Source organism: Rhodococcus sp. KBS0724 (assembly GCF_005938745.2).
In the GTDB taxonomy this organism is placed as follows: domain Bacteria; phylum Actinomycetota; class Actinomycetes; order Mycobacteriales; family Mycobacteriaceae; genus Rhodococcus_F.
Genome location: NZ_VCBX02000001.1, coordinates 2,188,664 through 2,207,014 on the forward strand (window position 1 = coordinate 2,188,664; position 18,351 = coordinate 2,207,014).

Consider the following 18,351-nt stretch of genomic DNA (forward strand, 5'->3'; position numbering starts at 1 on the left):
CTGCACACGCAGGAGTGGAGTGTCGTGCAAGACCGCACAGGCAAGACCGAGAACCTGCAGTAAGCCAGTTATGAGCAAGACCAGACGAAGGAGCGAAGTTTCGTGAAGAGCACCGTCGAGCAGCTCAGCCCGACGCGAGTCCGTATCAACGTTGAGGTGCCCTTCGCGGAACTCAAGCCTGATTTCGACAAGGCCTACAAGGCCCTCGCGCAGCAGATTCGTCTCCCAGGCTTCCGTCCGGGCAAGGCCCCGGCCCGCCTCCTCGAGGCCCGCGTCGGTCGCGCCGCTGTGCTCGAGCAGGTCATCAACGACGCTCTGCCGTCGCGTTACTCAGAGGCTGTCACCAGCGCCGGCGTGAAGGCCCTCGGCCAGCCCGAGATCGAGGTCACGAAGCTCGAAGACGGCGACGTCCTCGAATTCGCTGCCGAGGTCGACGTGCGCCCCGAGATCGAACTCCCGGATTTCAGCTCCATCAACGTCACGGTCGATCCGATCGAGATCACCGATGAGGCCATCGAAGAGCAGCTCCTCTCGCTGCGTCAGCGTTTCGGCACCCTCACGGGCGTCGACCGCGCAGTCGAGGACGGCGACTTCGTCTCCATCGACCTGTCGGCCACCGTCGACGGTGAGAACGTTGCCGAGGCTACGGCTAGCGGACTCTCGCACGAGGTCGGTTCGGGCCAGCTCATCGAGGGCCTCGACGAAGCCATCATCGGCCTCAAGGCGGGGGAGTCCAAGGACTTCACGTCGACTCTGGTCGCCGGTGAGTTCGCAGGCAAGGAAGCTGTTGTCACCGTGACCGTGCAGACGGTCAAGGAGCGCGAGCTTCCGGATGAGGACGACGAGTTCGCTCAGCTCGCCAGCGAGTTCGACACCCTCGACGAACTGAAGGCAGACCTCCGCGAGCGCGTCGGACGCGTCCGCAAGGTCGAGCAGGCCGGCCAGATCCGCGACAAGGTTCTCGAGCAGCTGCTCGAGACCGTCGAGGTCCCGCTGCCTGAGGCCATCGTCAAGGCTGAGGTCGACGCTGCGCTGCACGACGCCGTTCACGGTCTCGATCACGACGAAGAGGCTCTGAACAAGGCTCTCGAAGAGCAGGGCAGCAGCCGCGAAGAGTTCGACAAGGACACGTTGGAGGCCGCTGAGCGCTCCGTCAAGACGCAGCTCCTGCTCGACTCCATCGCTGATGCCAACGACGTCACCGTCGGCCAGGACGAGCTCACCGAGCGCATCCTGTTCCAGGCGCAGCGTTACGGCATGGCTCCGGAGCAGTTCATCCAGCAGATCCAGCAGGCCAACCAGCTTGGTGCGATGTTCGCCGATGTCCGCCGCGGCAAGGCTCTCGCAGCTGTCGTCGAGGCTGCCGGTGTCACCGACAGCAGCGGCGCTGCTGTCGACACCGCTGAGCTTTTCGGTAACGGCAAGGCCGACGAGGACGCCGAGGCGTCTGATTCTGCCGAGAGCGAAGACAAGTAAAAAAGCAGGTTATCGGGTGTTTTCACCACGATCGGCTGCAATGAGTTTTCCGCTTTGAGCGAAGTAGGGCGGCACCGGGACTCCGGTGCCGCCCTACTTGGTTAGTGTCTGTGTCAGCAATTCGTATTTGGCAAAGAAGATCCACATAGAAGGCAGGTACCGTGACTTCCAATCACCTGGAGACTTTGCAGAGTCCCGCCATGACTTCAGCCACCGCTGGGTTGAACCTCAGCGACTCGGTATACGAGCGCTTGCTCCGTGAGCGCATTATTTTCCTCGGTACCCAGGTCGACGACGACATCGCAAACAAGCTGTGCGCGCAGATCCTGCTGCTCTCGGCCGAGGACCCGACGCGAGACATCTCGCTTTACATCAACTCGCCTGGTGGATCAGTCACCGCCGGTATGGCGATTTTCGACACCATGCAGTTCGCGGAGTGCGATATCGCGACCTTCGGCATGGGCCTCGCCGCGTCGATGGGGCAGTTCCTGCTCTCCGCCGGCACCAAGGGCAAGCGTTACGCCCTGCCGCACGCCCGCATCATGATGCACCAGCCGTCCGCCGGTATCGGTGGTAGCGCCAGTGACATCGCGATCATGGCCGAGCAGTTCAAGCACACCAAGCGTGAAATGGCCGAGCTGATCGCCCAGCACACCGGTCAGACGGTCGAGCAGATCACCGCCGACTCGGACCGTGACCGTTGGTTCACGGCGAAGGAAGCCCTCGAGTACGGCTTCGTCGACCATGTCGTCTCTCGTGCGAATCAGGCCGGCGGCACCGGCAACTGAGTCGGTTGATCCGTCCAATCGCTGCCCAATTCATACTTTGGAGAACTGATGACAAACCTTTTCGGAGCTAACTCGCTGGGCGGCCAGGCGCCGTCGGGCCCGCAGTCGCGCTACATCCTGCCCCAGTTCACGGAGCAGACCAGCTACGGCGTCAAGACGTCCGACCCGTACAACAAGCTGTTCGAGGAGCGCATCATCTTCCTCGGCTCGCAGGTCGACGACGTGTCCGCGAACGACCTCATGGCACAGCTGTTGGTTCTGGAATCGCAGGATCCGGACCGCGACATCACGATGTACATCAACTCGCCCGGTGGTTCGTTCACCGCGCTGATGGCGATCTACGACACGATGCAGTACGTGCGTGCAGACATCTCCACCGTCTGCCTCGGCCAGGCCGCGTCGGCTGCTGCTGTTCTCCTCGCCGGCGGTACGCCCGGTAAGCGTTTTGCGCTCCCCAACTCGCGCATCCTGATTCACCAGCCGGCCACCGGCGGTATCCAGGGCCAGGTTTCCGATCTGGAGATCCAGGCAGCCGAGATCGAGCGTATGCGTCGTCTCATGGAGAACACGTTGGCTCTGCACACCGGCAAGGATCCGCAGACGATTCGGGTCGACACCGATCGTGACAAGATCCTCACGGCCGAGCAGGCCAAGGAATACGGCATCATCGACGACGTTCTGGCGTACCGGAAGCTCAGCGCGCAGAAGTAGTCGAATTCCGCCTCGTGTCGACCACCGAAATTCGGTGCGCGACGCGAGGCGGATCGGTCGGGAAGTAGCAGGTGGAAGACATGCCTGAACTGTTTTCCCGGCAATATTCTTGATAATCCGTCGACGAATCGCCGACAACAGGTCGACCGTGGTTCGGAACAACGGGTACCGTCACATCACGGGCTGGTTCTGGATCTGCGTTCTGGCGAGTGCACGTACATGAAGGAAGTAGGGACCTCACGAGATGGCACGCATCGGCGACGGCGGGGATCTGCTCAAGTGTTCTTTCTGCGGTAAGAGCCAGAAGCAGGTCAAAAAGCTCATTGCAGGACCCGGGGTGTACATCTGCGACGAGTGCATCGACCTCTGCAACGAGATCATCGAAGAAGAACTGGCCGAGTCAAGCGAGGTCAAACTCGACGAACTGCCGAAGCCCGCGGAAATCCGCGATTTCCTCGAGAACTACGTCATCGGTCAGGACTCCGCCAAGCGGACGCTCGCGGTGGCTGTGTACAACCACTACAAGCGTATTCAGGCCGGCGACAAGGGCCGCGATGCTCGCGGTGAAACCGTCGAACTCGCAAAATCCAACATCTTGATGCTCGGCCCCACCGGCTGCGGTAAGACGTATCTCGCACAGACCTTGGCGAAAATGCTCAACGTTCCGTTCGCGATTGCGGACGCAACGGCTCTGACCGAGGCGGGTTACGTCGGCGAGGACGTCGAGAACATTCTGCTCAAGCTGATTCAGGCTGCGGATTACGACGTCAAGCGTGCCGAGACCGGCATCATCTACATCGACGAGGTCGACAAGATCGCTCGTAAGAGCGAGAACCCCTCGATCACCAGGGACGTTTCCGGTGAGGGTGTTCAGCAGGCGCTGCTCAAGATTCTCGAAGGCACGCAGGCCAGCGTTCCGCCGCAGGGCGGACGCAAGCATCCGCATCAGGAATTCATCCAGATCGACACCACGAACGTGCTGTTCATCGTTGCCGGTGCGTTTGCCGGCCTCGAGCGCATCGTGTCCGATCGAGTGGGCAAGCGCGGTATCGGTTTCGGTGCCGAGGTTCGCTCCAAGGCTGAACTCGACACGGTTGATCGTTTTGCCGAGGTCATGCCGGAAGATCTGATCAAGTTCGGTCTGATTCCCGAGTTCATCGGTCGTCTGCCCATGATCGCGTCGGTCACCAACCTCGACAAGGCGTCGCTCGTCCAGATTCTGTCCGAGCCCAAGAACGCTCTCGTGAAGCAGTACCGTCGACTGTTCGACATGGACGGCGTGGAACTCGAGTTCACCGAGGAAGCCCTCGACGCGATTGCCGATCAGGCCATCCTCCGTGGCACCGGTGCCCGCGGACTGCGCGCCATCATGGAAGAAGTTCTTCTTCCCGTGATGTACGACATCCCCAGTCGCGACGACGTCGAGAAGGTTGTGGTGACAGCCGAGACCGTCATCGACAACGTTCTGCCGACTATCGTCCCGCGTAAGCCTGAGCGCGGCGAACGCCGCGACAAGACGGCGTAGAACATCACGCAGTAGAAGCTCAAAACAGTTGTGGCCCGGTATCTCTCGCGAGATACCGGGCCACAGTTGTATGTGGGGTGTTCGACTAGATCGGGTTGCCGAGTTCCTTGAGCGGGGTGCGGAAGGTTTCCTTGGCGGTGAAGGCGGAGATCGCACAGATGACGCAGGCGACGGACGTCAGGATTGCGACAGGCATCCAGTGCGTCTTGTCGCCGCCCATCAGAGCGTTGCCGATGGCGGGTGCAAAGCCGGCGAGCGCAAATCCGACCTGGGTTCCGATCGCGATGCCGGAGTAGCGAACCTTGGTGTTGAACATCTCGGAGTAGAACGACGGCCAGATGGCGTTGGGTGCTGCGTAGAAGACGGACATCAAGCCGATTGCGGCAAGGAAGATGAGCGGAACGTTGCCACTGGCGATCGCGCCGAAGTAGACGTAGATGAACACCGCGCTGCCCAGTGCGCCGCCGATGAACAGTGGCCGACGGCCGATTCGGTCCGACAGCATCGCCCAGGCAGGCTGGCTGATCAGTGCGACGGCGTTTGCGGCAATGGCAACCCACAGCATCGTCGACTTGGGGATACCGACTTCTTCCGTGGTTGCGAAGGCAAGACCGAACACGGAGAAGATGGTCGACACGACGGCGATGAAGGCGCAGCAGATGACGCGGACAAGATTGGCGCTGTGGGTGCGAAGCAGGTCGGCGACGGGGAGCTTGGCAACGGTCTTGGCGTCCTGCTGCTCGATGAACTCTTCGGGCTCTTCGAGCTTGAGTCGCATGATGTAGGCGGCAATGAGAACGATCAGGCTGCCCCAGAACGGGATTCGCCAACCCCAGGTGTAGAGGATGTCGTCAGGCAGTGCGGCGATGGGGAGAAATACCAGGCTGGCGAGGATGAATCCGGCTTGCGTGCCGTTGAGCGTCCAGCTGCAGAAGAAGGCGCGTCGACCTTCCGGCGCGTGTTCGAGGGTGAGTGAGCTCGCGCCACTCTGTTCGCCAGCTGCCGAGATGCCCTGCGCGATGCGCATCAGCACGAGCAGTATCGGGGCGAACACTCCGATCGAGTCTGCGCTCGGGATACATCCGATGAAGAAGGTGGCTGCGCCCATCATGATGAGTGTCAGCAGCATGATCTTCTTACGTCCGACGCGGTCGCCGAAGTGTCCGAGGACCACGGCGCCGACGGGACGTGCGACGTAAGCAACTCCGAACGTCGCGAGGGAGAGCAGTGCCGCGTGCCCGCTGTCGGGGAAGAACACCGTCGGAAAGATGAGTGCGGCGGCTGATGCGTAGATGTAGAAGTCGTAGTACTCGAGCATGCTGCCGAGGAACGACGACGTAGCGGCGCGTTTGACCTTGGTGGTGTCTGTTGTGGGCAAGTGCCCCGCCTCAGGTCCCGACGGTGTGACCGTACTAGCTGACATGCTCATCTCCTGGTGGAAGCGACTGTGGAGGCTCTACATCCGCTTATGGTGCCGTTCGTACTTTGAACGTTTGTGCGGAGAGCGATACAAGGAATGTAACTGACGCCACACCAACTACACAAGATTATTAACCAAATAGTTCATAAAAATCTAGCTGCTGGGAGAATGAACATGAAAACCGCAGTTCAGAGGGTTATGGCTAAGACTGCTGCGTGGCCGCGACCAGTTCGGCTACCTGCTCGTCCGTGATGCCGAGGCCAAAGGCTGCGAGTTTGCCGAGTGGCATGGAACCCGCCATGGCCATCAGTTCGGGTGCTATCGGCGGGGAATCCTCAGTGGCGGCAGCGGCCATTGCGGCACCGAGAACTGCGCCGCCGACCGGATGCGCAAACCACTCGGCGATGGTGGACATCGAATTCAGCGGGCGAGGGCCGATGTTTCCCGACAGGGTGATCGTGTCCGTGGTTGCAATGTCGCGCGACGAGAAACCGACGCGAATGTCGTAATCCCCGGCTTTGATCGCCCAGTCCTGATCCTCGACCGACCAGTAGGCAAACGCGCGCGGGTCGAGCGTGATCGTCGTGGTTACCGAATCCCCGGGTTCCAGATGGACCTTGGCAAAGCCCTTCAGTTCCTGGGTCGGGCGGTCGATAACCGAGTTAGCGTCGTGGATGTACACCTGCACAACAGTGCTACCGGCCCGATCTCCGGTATTGCGGACCGTCACGGTGACCTCGGCAGAGTTCTCGCCAGTGGTGAGTGTGGTGTCGGTGACGGCAAAGGTGGTGTAGCTGCGACCGAAGCCGAACGGGTACGCAACCTCGTGGTCGATCGTGTCGTAGTACCGGTATCCCACATACAGTCCCTCGCCGTATCGGACGTGTTGCGCAGATCCCGGAAAGTGAAGATACGACGGGTTGTCTTGCAGCCGAAGGGGAATCGTCTCGGTGAGGTGGCCGGACGGGTTGACGAGACCGAACAGGATGTCCGCGATCGCCGACCCGCCGGCCTGGCCGAGCAGCCACCCTTCGAGGATGGCGGCGGCGTACTTGCGCCACGGGGTAATCGAGACGACGCCACCGTTGGACAAGACCACGACGGTGTTCGGATTGGCGCTGTGCACAGCCTTCAGCAGAGCGATCTGATCGGCGGGCAAGTCGATGTCCGACCGGTCGAACCCCTCGGATTCGGTGGCTGACGGGAGGCCGAGGAAGAGGACGGCGACGTCGGATCTGCGGGCAGCGTCGACGGCTTCGGTGACTTTCTCGCTGTCGGGGTTGCCGTCGAAGGTGAATCCCGGTGCAAAGGTCACGCGGTCGGATCCTGCGATGGCCAGGATTGCGTCCAGCGCATTGTCGAGCGTGGTCGGTACCACCTGCGAGCTGCCGGCGCCCTGGTATCGCGGACTGCAGGCGAACTCGCCGATGACGGCGACGGTGTGCCCGCCCGGCGTCAGGGGAAGGATCTCACCGTCGTTCTCGAGAAGGACCGCGGACTCGGCGGCAGCGGTTCGGGCAAGGTCGTGGTGACGTTCGACGTCGTAGGTGTGGCCGTCGATCCGGGCGTTGGCGGTGCGATCGACCAGCGTCGCCACGCGCTCGGCGGCTGTGGTTACGACGGATTCGGCGAGGTCGCCGCGGCGTACGGCGTCGACGATCTGTCCGTCGGCACCCGTTGGCGGCATCTCGAGATCCAAGCCGGCGGCAATCGCCGCAACTCGGTCGTTCACGGCTCCCCAATCGGAGACGACAAGGCCGTCGAATCCCCACTGCTCGCGCAGAACCTCGGTGAGCAGCCAATGGTTCTGGCTCGCGTAGACGCCGTTGATCTTGTTGTACGAGCACATCACCGTGGTAGGGGCTGCAGTGGTGACCGCATACTCGAATCCTGCGAGGTAGATCTCCCGCAGGGTTCGCTCGTCGATATCGGCGCTGACCCGCATGCGGTCGTGTTCCTGGTTGTTGGCGGCAAAATGCTTGAGCGACGTGCCGACCCCACGGGACTGAATGCCGGTGATCAGTGCGGCAGCCACGCGGCCGGATACGAAGGGATCCTCGGAGACGTACTCGAAGTTTCGCCCGCACAAGGGGGATCGTTTGATGTTGATGCCGGGGCCGAGGAGAACCGAGACCTGCTCGGCTTTGGCCTCGTCGCCCAGCGCTTCGCCAACGCGGCGGATGAGGTCGAGATTCCAGGACGAACCGAGTCCGACCGCCGGTGGGAAACATGTGGCCGGGATGCTCTGACCGAGACCCAGAGCGTCGCCGCCTTCCGGCTGTTTACGAACGCCGTGCGGGCCGTCGGTGAGCAGCATCGACGGAATTCCGGTGACAGCCTGGCTATGCCAGAAATCCGATCCCGAGGTCAAAGATGCCTTGTCCTCGAGGGAAAGGTCCTCGAGTGAAAGCTCGTGCGCGCGGTTCTCGGTCACGTGTGTCCTCTCGGTATGCGGTTGTATTGGGCTGATCAGGAGGGTGTAGCCGCTGTCAGGAAGGCGACGACCACGTCGCCGAGCATGGTTCGTAGGTGTTCGCGATGCGTCGGGGCGATGAGGTCGCGGTCGAAGAGTGCCCTGAAGGTATAGCGGTTGGCGATGCGAAAAACACAGAAACTGCTGATCAGCATGTGCACGTCTAGAGCGTCGACGTCGTCTCGAAATGTGCCGGCTTTCTGGCCGTCGAGGAGGATCTGTGACACCAGGTCCGCAGCGGGAGCGCCGAGTCCGCTGAGCACTTCGGACTTCTCGATGTACTCGCCGCGCAGCATGTTCTCGTTGGCCACGAGGCGAATGAAGTTCGGGTGCTGCTCGTGGTGGTCGAAGGTGAGTTCGGCAAGGGCGCGTACAGCTGCCGTGGGGTCGAGGCCCTCGAGGTCGAGTTCACGCTCCTGGGCGCGGATCACGCTGTATGCGTGTTCCAGAACCGACTTGTACAGCCCTTCCTTGTCGGTGAAGTAGTAGTAGATCATGCGTTTCGTGGTGTGAGTCTTGGTGGCGATCTCGTCCACGCGGGCTCCGGCGAATCCCTTGTCGGCAAACTCCTCGGTCGCGACGGCGATGATGTTCACGCGGGTGAGATCGCTGTTTCGACGTCGCTTCTCGGGCTTGGATGCCAGTGCATTCGCGGAGGGCTCGGAGACCATGGACCTCACTCTATCTGCGAAGGAGTTGGGTGAGTTCCTTGTCGAGTTCGCGTCGGAGGAGTAGTGTCCGATGAATTAACTCACTAGTTCGTACATTAGCTTCGAGGTGACCCGATGGCAGCAACACGACCGATCCTGGTTCTCAACGGACCCAATCTCAATCTGTTGGGGCAGCGCCAACCGGAGTTCTACGGTCGCGCCACCCTCGATGACGTGGTTGCCCGGTGTGAGGTCGCGGCCGCCAACTTCGGTGCCGTCGTCGAGGCGAAGCAATCGAACCACGAGGGCCAACTGATCGACTGGATCCACGAAGCGCGCGGGCGGGTTGCCGGCATCGTGATCAACCCCGGCGGCTATTCCCACACGTCGGTCGCCCTGCGGGACGCGTTGGTCACGCTCGAAGCTCCCGTGGTCGAGGTCCATATCAGTAACATTCACAGTCGTGAAGACTTCCGTCGACACTCCTATGTCTCCGGAATAGCAGATGCCGTCATCTGTGGCTTGGGGATCGACGGGTACAGCGCCGCAGTCGAGTTCGTCTGCACCCGAGGAGAAGAGAACTGATGAGCGAGACAATTCTCTGTGGTCTGATCGGCACCGGTATCGGTGCGTCCTTGACGCCGATCATGCACGAGGAGGAGGGGCGGGCGCAGTCGCTGCCGTACGTCTACCGCATCCTCGATCTCGACGTGATGGGACTGGAGCCGTCGGATATCGGTGAACTGCTCACCTACGCCAAGCGTTTCGGCTTCCGCGGGCTCAACATCACCCACCCGTGCAAGCAGTTGGTGATCGAGCACCTCGACGAATTGTCGCCTGACGCAGCCAAGCTCGGTGCCGTCAACACAGTTCTCTTCGATGGTGGGAAAGCGATCGGGCACAACACCGACTGGTCCGGCTTCGGACGCAACTTCGACACCGGGCTCCCCGATGCGAAGCTGGACCGGGTGGTCCAACTCGGCGCAGGCGGCGCGGGTGCTGCTGTTGCCTATGCCGCGTTGACGCGCGGCGCACACGTGCTGACGTTGGTGGATTCGAGTCTCGCGCGGGCGCAGGAACTCGCACGGACTTTGGGAGTGCAGTTTCCCACCCAAAGCGTGGAAGCGAAGCACACCGACGACCTGGCCGGCGCACTCGCCGGCGCCGACGGGTTGATTCACGCGACCCCGATGGGAATGGCCGCGCACCCCGGTATGGCATTCTCCCCGGACCTGTTGCGCCCGGATCTGTGGGTTGCAGAGATCGTGTACCGCCCGCTCGAAACGGAGCTTCTCCGCCAGGCGCGCTTGATCGGCGCTCCGACGCTCAGTGGCGGCGGGATGACCGTTTTCCAAGCCGTCGACGCCTTCCGGATCTTCACCGGTATCGAGCCGGACAGTGATCGGATGCTCGCCCACATGACAGCTTTGGTCCAGGGCGAGCAGGCGGCGGTAGCACGATGAACACTCCGGTTCGGACGTCGATAGCAACCGTGTCGCTCAGTGGCACCCTCGAAGAAAAGCTGGCGGCGATTGCCGCGGCGGGCTTCGACGGTTTCGAGGTGTTCGAGCCGGATTTTGTCGCCTCGCCGTGGTCGCCGAAAGAACTGCGCACGCGGGCAGCGGATTTGGGGCTGAGCCTGGATCTGTATCAACCGTTTCGTGATTTCGATTCCGTGAACGACGGTCAGTTCGCCCGCAATCTTGTTCGGGCGCAGCGCAAGTTCGAACTCATGGAAGAGTTGGGCTGCGAAACATTGCTTGTCTGTTCCTCGCCGCTGCCTGCGGCCAGCCATGACGACGGCCAACTGGTGGAGCAGTTCTCGGCGCTGGCGGAGTTGGCGTCCGAGCACGGCAAGAAGGTGGCATACGAGGCGCTGGCCTGGGGTGCACACGTCAATACGTACGGTCATGCGTGGCGGATCGTCGAGGAGGTCGATCACCCGTCGCTCGGAACGTGCCTGGACAGCTTCCACATCCTTTCGCGCGGTGACGATCCCGCCGGAATCCGGGATATCCCCGGCGAGAAGATATTCTTCCTGCAGTTGGCCGACGCGCCGTTCATGGCGATGGACATCCTTCAGTGGAGCAGACATCATCGAAACTTCCCGGGGCAGGGGAATTTCGACCTGAGCGCCTTTGCCGGGCACGTCCACGCCGCCGGCTACACCGGACCGTGGTCACTCGAAATCTTCAACGACGTGTTTCGTCGTGCCGACACCCAGCGAACGGCAATCGACGCGCACCGGTCGCTGCTCCACTTGGAAGAGCAGGTGGCTGCCGCCGTGTCGGTGGAGGATGGACCTGAGCTGTTCACCGCGCCGGAGCGGACACCTCTCGAAGGTATTGTCTCGCTGCGCGTCGCGGCGGGACCAGCCAAGCAGGATCAGCTTCACACCATGCTGTCGGCGGTGGGCTTTCACCTGGTCGGGCGGCACCGCGATCACGATCTGCAGTTGTGGCGCCACGGCCTGCTGACCATCGCCGTCGATGCGACGGCCGGAACAGTGTGGAGCGCTCCCGGACTGCCGGCCGACTTGCCGGTTCTCACTCAGATCGGTATCCGCGCAAGTGAACCCGCGGTGTGGGGGCAGCGAGCACGCGCGTTGGAGGTACCGGTCGAACAGGTGCGATTGCCAGGGTCGGCGGACGAGAACGCCGAAGTTCCGGACGTCGTCCGGCTGAAGGTCACCGATGCGACGTCGATCGACCTACGCGGCCCCGGCAGTGCGGCGGCGTGGGAATCGGCTTTCGAGATCTATCCGCGCTCGGCTGCCCGCAACCGTGCGGAGGCGGCGGTGCTCACGGGTATCGACCATGTTGCCCTTGCCGTCCCGGCCGAGAGTTGGGACTCCGTCATGCTGCTCCTTCGGTCGGTATTCGAGATGCACCCGCACGAAGGGTTGGACGTCACCGATTCCGTCGGACTCATGCGGAGCCAAGCACTCACCCTTGTTCAAGACGGTTCGGGAAACACTCTGCGCATCTCGCTGAACATGGTGGACGGCAGCCGAAGTGGGCTGCCCACCGTCCGCCGCGGCGGCGTCAGTCATGTTGCTTTCTCGTGTGACAACATATTTGCCGCGGCCGCCGCTATGGCGGACTGGGGCTATGCGCCGCTTCCCATCTCACCGAATTACTACGAGGATCTCGAAGCCCGCTTCGGGCTCAACGCCGAACTGCTCGACCGGATGCGCGCCGCCGGGATCCTCTACGACGCGGATGCTCACGGCGAATTCTTCCATCTGTTCACCCCGACCGTCGGCGCCGATCTGTTCTTCGAGGTCGTGCAACGAGTGGGTGGATACGAGGGCTACGGAGAGGTCAACTCCGCTGTGCGACTGTCGGCTCAGCTGCGCGCGGAGTAGGCACGACCTCAACTCGGTGCGGATGGGAGTACACGTTCATCGAATCGCCGCGGATGAATCCGGCGAGCGTCAGTCCAGCCTCCTGCGCCAGCTCCACGGCCAGTGACGACGGTGCGGAGACGGCGCCGAGAATCGGAATGCCCGCCATGACGGCCTTCTGGACGAGTTCGAACGACGCCCGGCCGCTGACGATCAAGATCGTGTCGTAGAGGGGTACCCGGCCGTCGGTGATGGCCCAACCGATCACCTTGTCGACCGCATTGTGACGGCCGACGTCTTCGCGCAGAGCAAGCAGTTCGCCGGTGGTGGTGAACAATCCGGCTGCGTGCAGGCCGCCGGTGGTCTCGAAGATGCGCTGTCGTTGTCGAAGAGTGAGCGGCATCGTCGACAGCGCGGTCGAGCGGACAGTTGTGGTGTCGCCGACCAGCGGGTGTCTGGTGGTTGTCCGGACGGCGTCGAGTGACGTTTTGCCGCACACTCCACAGGCCGAACTGATGACGGTGTTTCGGTCCGTGGTGTGATCCGGCAACGGCACTCCGGGAGCCAGCGCGATATCGAGGACGTTGTACGTGTTTGCACCGGTTTCGTCGACGCCGTCGCAGTAGCGGACGACGCTCACATCTTCTCGGGTGGCGATAATGCCTTCGCTGAGAAGAAATCCGTGCACGAGGTCGACGTCGTTGCCTGGTGTTCGCATCGTCACCGACAACACCCGACCGCCGACCCTCATTTCGAGTGGTTCCTCGACGGCCAGCGTGTCGGGGCGTGTGACGACTCGATCGCCCGAGATTCGAACGACCGGTGTTCGTGCGGTGACACGGCCCATCAGCGCGGCTCGGCTGCTTCGAGTCGAACTGTGACTGCCTTCGAGACCGGCGTGTTCGATTTGGCTGCAACATGTTCGAGAGGGACGAGGGGATTGGTCTCCGGGTAGTACGCCGCAGCATTGCCGCGTGGCGTGTCGTAGGAGACGATCCGGAAATCCGTCACCCGACGCTCTTCGAGTGTCCCGTCCGGGGCGTTCCATTCGGACACGATGTCGACGAGTGCGCCATCGGTGAATCCGAGTGCGGTGATGTCGTCGGCGTTGACGAGGATGACTTTGCGGCCGCCTTTGATGCCGCGGTAGCGGTCGTCGAGGCCGTAGATGGTGGTGTTGTACTGGTCGTGGCTGCGCATGGTCTGCAGAATCAGCCGGCCGCTGGGGGTGGGCAGCCACTTCAGTTCGTTGATGCCGAAGTTGGCTTTGCCGGTGTGCGTGCGGAATTCGCGCGAATCGCGCGGCGGGTGCGGCAACTGGAAACCGTCGGGTTGGCGCACGCGCGTGTTGTAGTTCTCGCAGCCCGGTACGACGCGCGAGATGGAATCACGGATCAGGTCGTAGTTTCCTTCGAAGGCGGACCACCTGACGGAGTGATCACTGCCGAGAAGTTCACGGGCGAGTTGGCAGACGATGGCGACTTCACTACGCAGATAGGGGCTGACCGGCGTGAGTCGCCCGCGCGAGAGGTGCACCATCGACATGGAATCCTCCACGGACACCAACTGCTTGCCGCCGGCCTGGACATCGAGGTCGGTGCGGCCCAAGGTAGGGAGAATAATCGCGGTGCGGCCGTGGACAACGTGGCTGCGGTTCAGTTTGGTGGAAACCTGAACGGTGAGTTCGCATTGGCGCAGCGCGGTTTCGGTGGCGGCGGTATCCGGGCTGGCCTGGATGAAGTTGCCGCCCATCGCCATGAAGAAGCTGGCCTTGCCGGCGTTCATCGCCCGGATCGCATCGACGGTGTCCCAGCCGTGCTTTCGGGGCGCGGTGATCTTGAACTCGGTGTCGAGAGCCGCCAGGAATTCTTCCGGCATCTTTTCCCAGATGCCCATGGTGCGATCGCCTTGGACGTTGGAGTGTCCACGAACGGGGCAGACGCCGGCGCCCGGCTTGCCCATCATTCCGCGCATCAGCAGGAGATTGACGGCTTCCTCGATGGTGGCAACTCCGTGTGCCTGTTGCGTCAGGCCCATCGCCCAGCAGATGACGGTGCGTTCGGAGCGAGCGAGGGCCGCAGCCGTTTCCGTCAGTTGCGACATCGTCAGCCCGGTTGCTTCGAGAACGGTGTCGAGATCAACAGCGCGAACGTTCTTTTCGTACTCGTCCCACCCGGCGCAGTACTCCTCGACAAACGCGCGGTCGACGACGGAGCCCGGATTGCGGTCCTCTTCTTCCAGGAGAAGCCTGCCAAGTCCCTGGAACAGCGCCATGTCGCCGCCGAGGCGGATTTGCAGGAACTCGTCCGCGATGTCGACTCCGTGCCCGATCACGCCGGACACCTTCTGCGGATCCTTGAACCGCCGCAACCCCGCCTCGGGGAGGGGATTGACCGCGATGATCTTGGCGCCGTTGCCTTTTGCTTTTTCGAGGGTGGAGAGCATCCGAGGATGGTTCGTACCGGGATTCTGTCCTGCGATCAGGATCAGATCGGCGTTCTCGAGGTCGGGAACAGTCACGGAACCCTTGCCGATGCCGATCGACGCGGTGAGGGCACTGCCAGACGATTCGTGACACATGTTCGAGCAGTCCGGCATGTTGTTCGTGCCGTAGCTGCGAATCATCAACTGGTACAGGAACGCGGCCTCGTTGGACGTGCGACCGGAGGTGTAGAACACGGCTTCGTCGGGCGAAGCCAAGCCCGTCAGATGATCGGCGATCAGCGCGTAGGCGCCGTCCCAGTCGATGGGTTGGTAGTGCGTCGCGCCGGGAACGAGCACCATCGGGTGCGTCAGGCGTCCCTGCTGCCCAAGCCAGAAGTCGGTCTTGCCATCGAGCTCCGCGATCGAGTGTTCGGCGAAGAACTCAGGTGTGACGGTGCGCAGAGTCGCTTCTTCGGCAACGGCCTTTGCGCCGTTCTCGCAGAATTCGGCGGGTTTGCGGTGTCCCGGAGTTTCCGGCCACGCGCAACCGGGGCAGTCGAAACCGTGGCGCTGATTGAGCCGGGTCAAGGTCCGCGCAGTCCGGAGTGCGCCCATTTGTTCGACACCACGTTGCAAGGAGACGAGGACGGCAGGAACACCCGCGGCGTAATCCTTCGGGTGAGTGACCTCGAGGTCGGATTCGTCGATGTCGTTGATGGGGCCCTGGCGCGTCATGACTCCATACTCTCCCGAATCAGGCGCGTGTGCCACGGAAGCGGGAATGTGTGTCATACCGGCGTGCCGGTACGCTCGCACGATGGGTGTGAGCGTTCGACCGGCCGAAACTGCGGATATTCCAGCACTTGCAGAAGTCCTTGCAGACGCGTTCGATGACGACCCGCTGATGGTGTGGATACTGCCGGACGAGGAATCCCGGCGAGTGCGGTTGGCACGCTTGTTTGCCGCGGAAGTCCGATATCACCACTTGGCCGGCGGTGGGTCGGAAGTAGCGGTCGACGAGAACGGTGTGATCGGCGGGGCGGCGCTCTGGGATCCTCCGGGACGCTGGAAGCAGACGACGTGGGAGTCCGTGATCAGTTTTCCGGCCGTCGTGCGTGCATTGGGAACCCGCATGATGGTCGGTGCCGAAGTGGGCGGCGTCCTCGAGAAGGCTCACCCCACCGTGCCGCACTGGTATCTCGCCACCATCGGTACCGGGGCACAGGCGCGCGGCGGCGGGTACGGCAAGGCGCTGCTGAATTCGAGGCTCGATCGGTGCGATCGAGATCGGATACCGGCCTATCTCGAATCCAGCAAGAAGGAGAACATTCCGTACTACAACCGTTTCGGATTCGAGGTGAGCGACGAAATCGTGATACCTGATGGAGGACCCACCGTTTATCCGATGTTGCGGGAGCCGAAGTGATGTTGCCTGAACTGCACGGCGGTACGCCGTTCGACGAGTTGGACGATTACATCGCCCTACCGAGGTTGTCGGGTCTGGCGCTCTCACCGGACGGTTCGATGCTGATCTGCGGGCGGGCCGTCCTCGACGAGACCGGTACCGAGTACGTGTCCTCGCTGTGGGAGTTCGATCCGCAAGGTCGTCGGCCGGCCAGGCGACTGACCTGGGGCACCACCAGCGAGTCCGGTGCCACGTTTACTTTCGACGGAGACATCCTTTTCACCGCAACCCGTTCCGTACCGGGGGAGGACTCGCCGCAACCAGCTCTGTGGCGGTTGCCCGCCGCGGGCGGCGAGGCGAGCGTGGTGTGCAGGCGCACCAGCGGCATGTCGTCAGTCATGGCTGCGCGGTCGGCACCGACCTTTGTGGCGCACACCCCGGTCATGGCGTCGGCGCGCGGTCTCGAGCACGACGACGAGATCCGCACGGCCCGCAAGGACGGCAAGGTCACCGCCATGCTGCACACCGGATACCCGGTGCGGCACTGGGACCACGATCTGGGTCCGGATCAACCGCACCTAGTTGTCGGCGAATCCGATGCGGAAGGTGCTGTTGTTCTGCGCGACGTGACACCGAACGCCGGAGCGGCGCTGCGCGAAGGTTCGATGTCGATCAGCGCCGACGGATTGTTTGTCGTGTCCACGTGGGCAGTCGGGGATTCCGGCGCCGCCCGCCGCTCGACCATCGTGCGGGTCGACACACTGAGCGGAAACCGGGTCACACTGGTGGACGACGCCGGTGCCGACGTGCACAGTCCCGCCGTTTCCCCGGACGGTACTCGGGTCGCGTTCATCCGTGAAACTCTCACAACGCCGGAGCATGCGCCGCGAGTGTCCTTGGGGCTCTACGATTTCCGAACCGGCGCAGTGACCGCTGTTGCTGACGGTTGGGACCGCTGGCCGACGTCGCTTGCGTGGCTGTCCGACGGATCGGGTTTGGTCGTCACCGCCGACGAGGGTGGCCGCGGGCCCGTCTTCACGACCGATCTGTGGGGTCAGCCCGTGCGGCTGACCAAGGACGCTGCCGCGTACACCGACATTCGCGTGTCGGCGGACGGTGAGTTTCTCTACGCTCTGCGCGCATCGTACGAGGCTCCGCCGCACGTGGTTCGCATTACTCTTCGCTCGGGCGAAGTGTTGCCGTTGCGCGGGCCGGACGCGTTGCCGGAACTGCCCGGCACCCTGACCGAAATCAGCGCGAGGGCCGAGGACGGGACGCAGGTTCGGAGCTGGTTGGCGTTGCCGACCGGCGCTGCGGCTCACGCGCCGGTGCCGCTGCTGTTGTGGGTGCACGGCGGTCCGCTGAATTCGTGGAACACCTGGTCGTGGCGGTGGAACCCCTGGCTCTTGGTCGCGAACGGGTACGCGGTGTTGTTGCCGGACCCGGCCCTGTCCACGGGATATGGCCAGGACTTCGTGCAGCGAGGGTGGGGGCAGTGGGGCAAGGCTCCCTTCACCGACCTGATGGCCGTCACCGATGCCGCCGTGGCGCTCCCCGAGATCGACCCCAACCGCACCGGTGCGATGGGCGGTTCGTTCGGTGGCTACATGGCGAATTGGATTGCAGGCCATACCGACCGGTTCGACGCGATTGTCACGCACGCAAGCCTGTGGGCCCTGGACCAATTCGGTCCGACGACGGATTCGGCGTGGTACTGGCAACGCGAGATGTCCCCGGAAATGGCCGTCGAGAACTCGCCCCACCTGTACGTTGCCGACATCAACACCCCGATGCTCGTGGTTCACGGTGACAAGGACTATCGCGTTCCGATCGGTGAGGGGCTGCGGCTCTGGTACGAACTCCTTGCGGAATCCGGATTACCCGCCGATGCTGACGGAAAGACCGATCACCGGTTCCTCTATTTCCCGGACGAGAACCACTGGGTCCTCAAACCGACGCACACGAAGATTTGGTACGAGGTGGTGATCGCCTTCCTGTCCGAGCACATCCTGGGTGAGGACGTCTCGCTTCCGGAGATACTGGGCTGATCGGGGCCGCCGGCCCCTCACATCGGGGTAGGGGCCACCGTGAGGAAAGAGTGATTGACCCGCAACGTCGGGCACGAGGTCTCGA

14 protein-coding genes are annotated in these 18,351 nt (G+C 62.7%); 9 read left to right on the forward strand and 5 right to left on the reverse strand.

The features are described from left to right. The first annotated feature begins 102 nt into the window (after nt 1-102). From tig to clpX, 4 genes are all read left to right on the forward strand, one after another. Nucleotides 103-1,476: a trigger factor gene (gene tig / locus FFI94_RS10080; RefSeq protein WP_033232854.1), complete on the forward strand. Its 1,374-nt coding sequence runs from the start codon at nt 103-105 to the stop codon at nt 1,474-1,476. A 200-nt stretch (nt 1,477-1,676) separates the two neighbouring features. Beyond that, nucleotides 1,677-2,264, forward strand: a complete 588-nt coding sequence (locus FFI94_RS10085; RefSeq protein ID WP_007730960.1) for an ATP-dependent Clp protease proteolytic subunit — start codon at nt 1,677-1,679, stop codon at nt 2,262-2,264. Between the two features lie 48 nt (nt 2,265-2,312). Next, nucleotides 2,313-2,975: an ATP-dependent Clp protease proteolytic subunit gene (locus FFI94_RS10090; protein ID WP_033232858.1), complete on the forward strand. Its 663-nt coding sequence runs from the start codon at nt 2,313-2,315 to the stop codon at nt 2,973-2,975. A 244-nt stretch (nt 2,976-3,219) separates the two neighbouring features. Beyond that, nucleotides 3,220-4,500, forward strand: a complete 1,281-nt coding sequence (gene clpX, locus FFI94_RS10095) for an ATP-dependent Clp protease ATP-binding subunit ClpX (protein ID WP_033232860.1) — start codon at nt 3,220-3,222, stop codon at nt 4,498-4,500. Nucleotides 4,501-4,585: 85 nt separating this feature from the next. Here clpX and FFI94_RS10100 read toward each other — a convergent pair whose 3' ends face one another. The 3 genes from FFI94_RS10100 to FFI94_RS10110 form a co-directional block, all read right to left on the reverse strand. Next, nucleotides 4,586-5,923, reverse strand: a complete 1,338-nt coding sequence (locus FFI94_RS10100; protein ID WP_138872830.1) for an MFS transporter — start codon at nt 5,921-5,923, stop codon at nt 4,586-4,588. A gap of 199 nt (nt 5,924-6,122) precedes the next feature. Next, a complete protein-coding gene (locus FFI94_RS10105) occupies nt 6,123-8,354 on the reverse strand; it encodes a glycoside hydrolase family 3 C-terminal domain-containing protein (protein WP_138872831.1) in 2,232 nt (743 codons plus the stop codon). 35 nt (nt 8,355-8,389) lie between these two features. Beyond that, the gene (locus tag FFI94_RS10110; protein WP_138872832.1) at nt 8,390-9,064 is read right to left on the reverse strand and encodes a TetR family transcriptional regulator; all 675 of its coding nucleotides are present in this window, start codon (nt 9,062-9,064) and stop codon (nt 8,390-8,392) included. A gap of 114 nt (nt 9,065-9,178) precedes the next feature. Here FFI94_RS10110 and aroQ point away from each other — a divergent pair, with 114 nt between their 5' ends. The 3 genes from aroQ to FFI94_RS10125 are packed head-to-tail and all read left to right on the forward strand — an operon-like array spanning nt 9,179 to nt 12,410. Then, nucleotides 9,179-9,628: a type II 3-dehydroquinate dehydratase gene (aroQ, locus tag FFI94_RS10115; protein WP_138872833.1), complete on the forward strand. Its 450-nt coding sequence runs from the start codon at nt 9,179-9,181 to the stop codon at nt 9,626-9,628. Then, nucleotides 9,628-10,506: a shikimate dehydrogenase gene (locus tag FFI94_RS10120; protein ID WP_138872834.1), complete on the forward strand. Its 879-nt coding sequence runs from the start codon at nt 9,628-9,630 to the stop codon at nt 10,504-10,506. The genes aroQ and FFI94_RS10120 overlap by 1 nt, the downstream gene beginning before the upstream one ends. Then, on the forward strand, nt 10,503-12,410 hold the full coding sequence (locus FFI94_RS10125; protein ID WP_138872835.1) for a sugar phosphate isomerase/epimerase and 4-hydroxyphenylpyruvate domain-containing protein: 1,908 nt from the start codon (nt 10,503-10,505) through the stop codon (nt 12,408-12,410). The genes FFI94_RS10120 and FFI94_RS10125 overlap by 4 nt, the downstream gene beginning before the upstream one ends. On the opposite strand, the gene fdhD is transcribed toward FFI94_RS10125, so the two are convergent. Then, nucleotides 12,367-13,236, reverse strand: a complete 870-nt coding sequence (gene fdhD, locus FFI94_RS10130) for a formate dehydrogenase accessory sulfurtransferase FdhD (protein ID WP_138872836.1) — start codon at nt 13,234-13,236, stop codon at nt 12,367-12,369. The genes FFI94_RS10125 and fdhD overlap by 44 nt on opposite strands. Beyond that, nucleotides 13,236-15,548 (reverse strand): FdhF/YdeP family oxidoreductase, encoded by a 2,313-nt coding sequence (locus FFI94_RS10135; protein WP_138872837.1) that lies wholly within the window; start codon nt 15,546-15,548, stop codon nt 13,236-13,238. Before FFI94_RS10135 ends, fdhD begins: the two co-directional genes overlap by 1 nt. A gap of 82 nt (nt 15,549-15,630) precedes the next feature. Between FFI94_RS10135 and FFI94_RS10140 the strand changes: the two genes are divergently transcribed. Together FFI94_RS10140 and FFI94_RS10145 are read left to right on the forward strand one after the other, a co-directional pair. Continuing rightward, nucleotides 15,631-16,239, forward strand: coding sequence for a GNAT family N-acetyltransferase (locus FFI94_RS10140; RefSeq protein ID WP_138872838.1), 609 nt, complete (start codon nt 15,631-15,633; stop codon nt 16,237-16,239). Further along, nucleotides 16,239-18,266 carry a S9 family peptidase gene (locus tag FFI94_RS10145; protein WP_138873708.1) on the forward strand — a complete coding sequence of 676 codons (2,028 nt, stop codon included), beginning with the start codon at nt 16,239-16,241 and terminating at the stop codon, nt 18,264-18,266. The genes FFI94_RS10140 and FFI94_RS10145 overlap by 1 nt, the downstream gene beginning before the upstream one ends. The last annotated feature ends 85 nt before the right edge of the window (nt 18,267-18,351 follow it).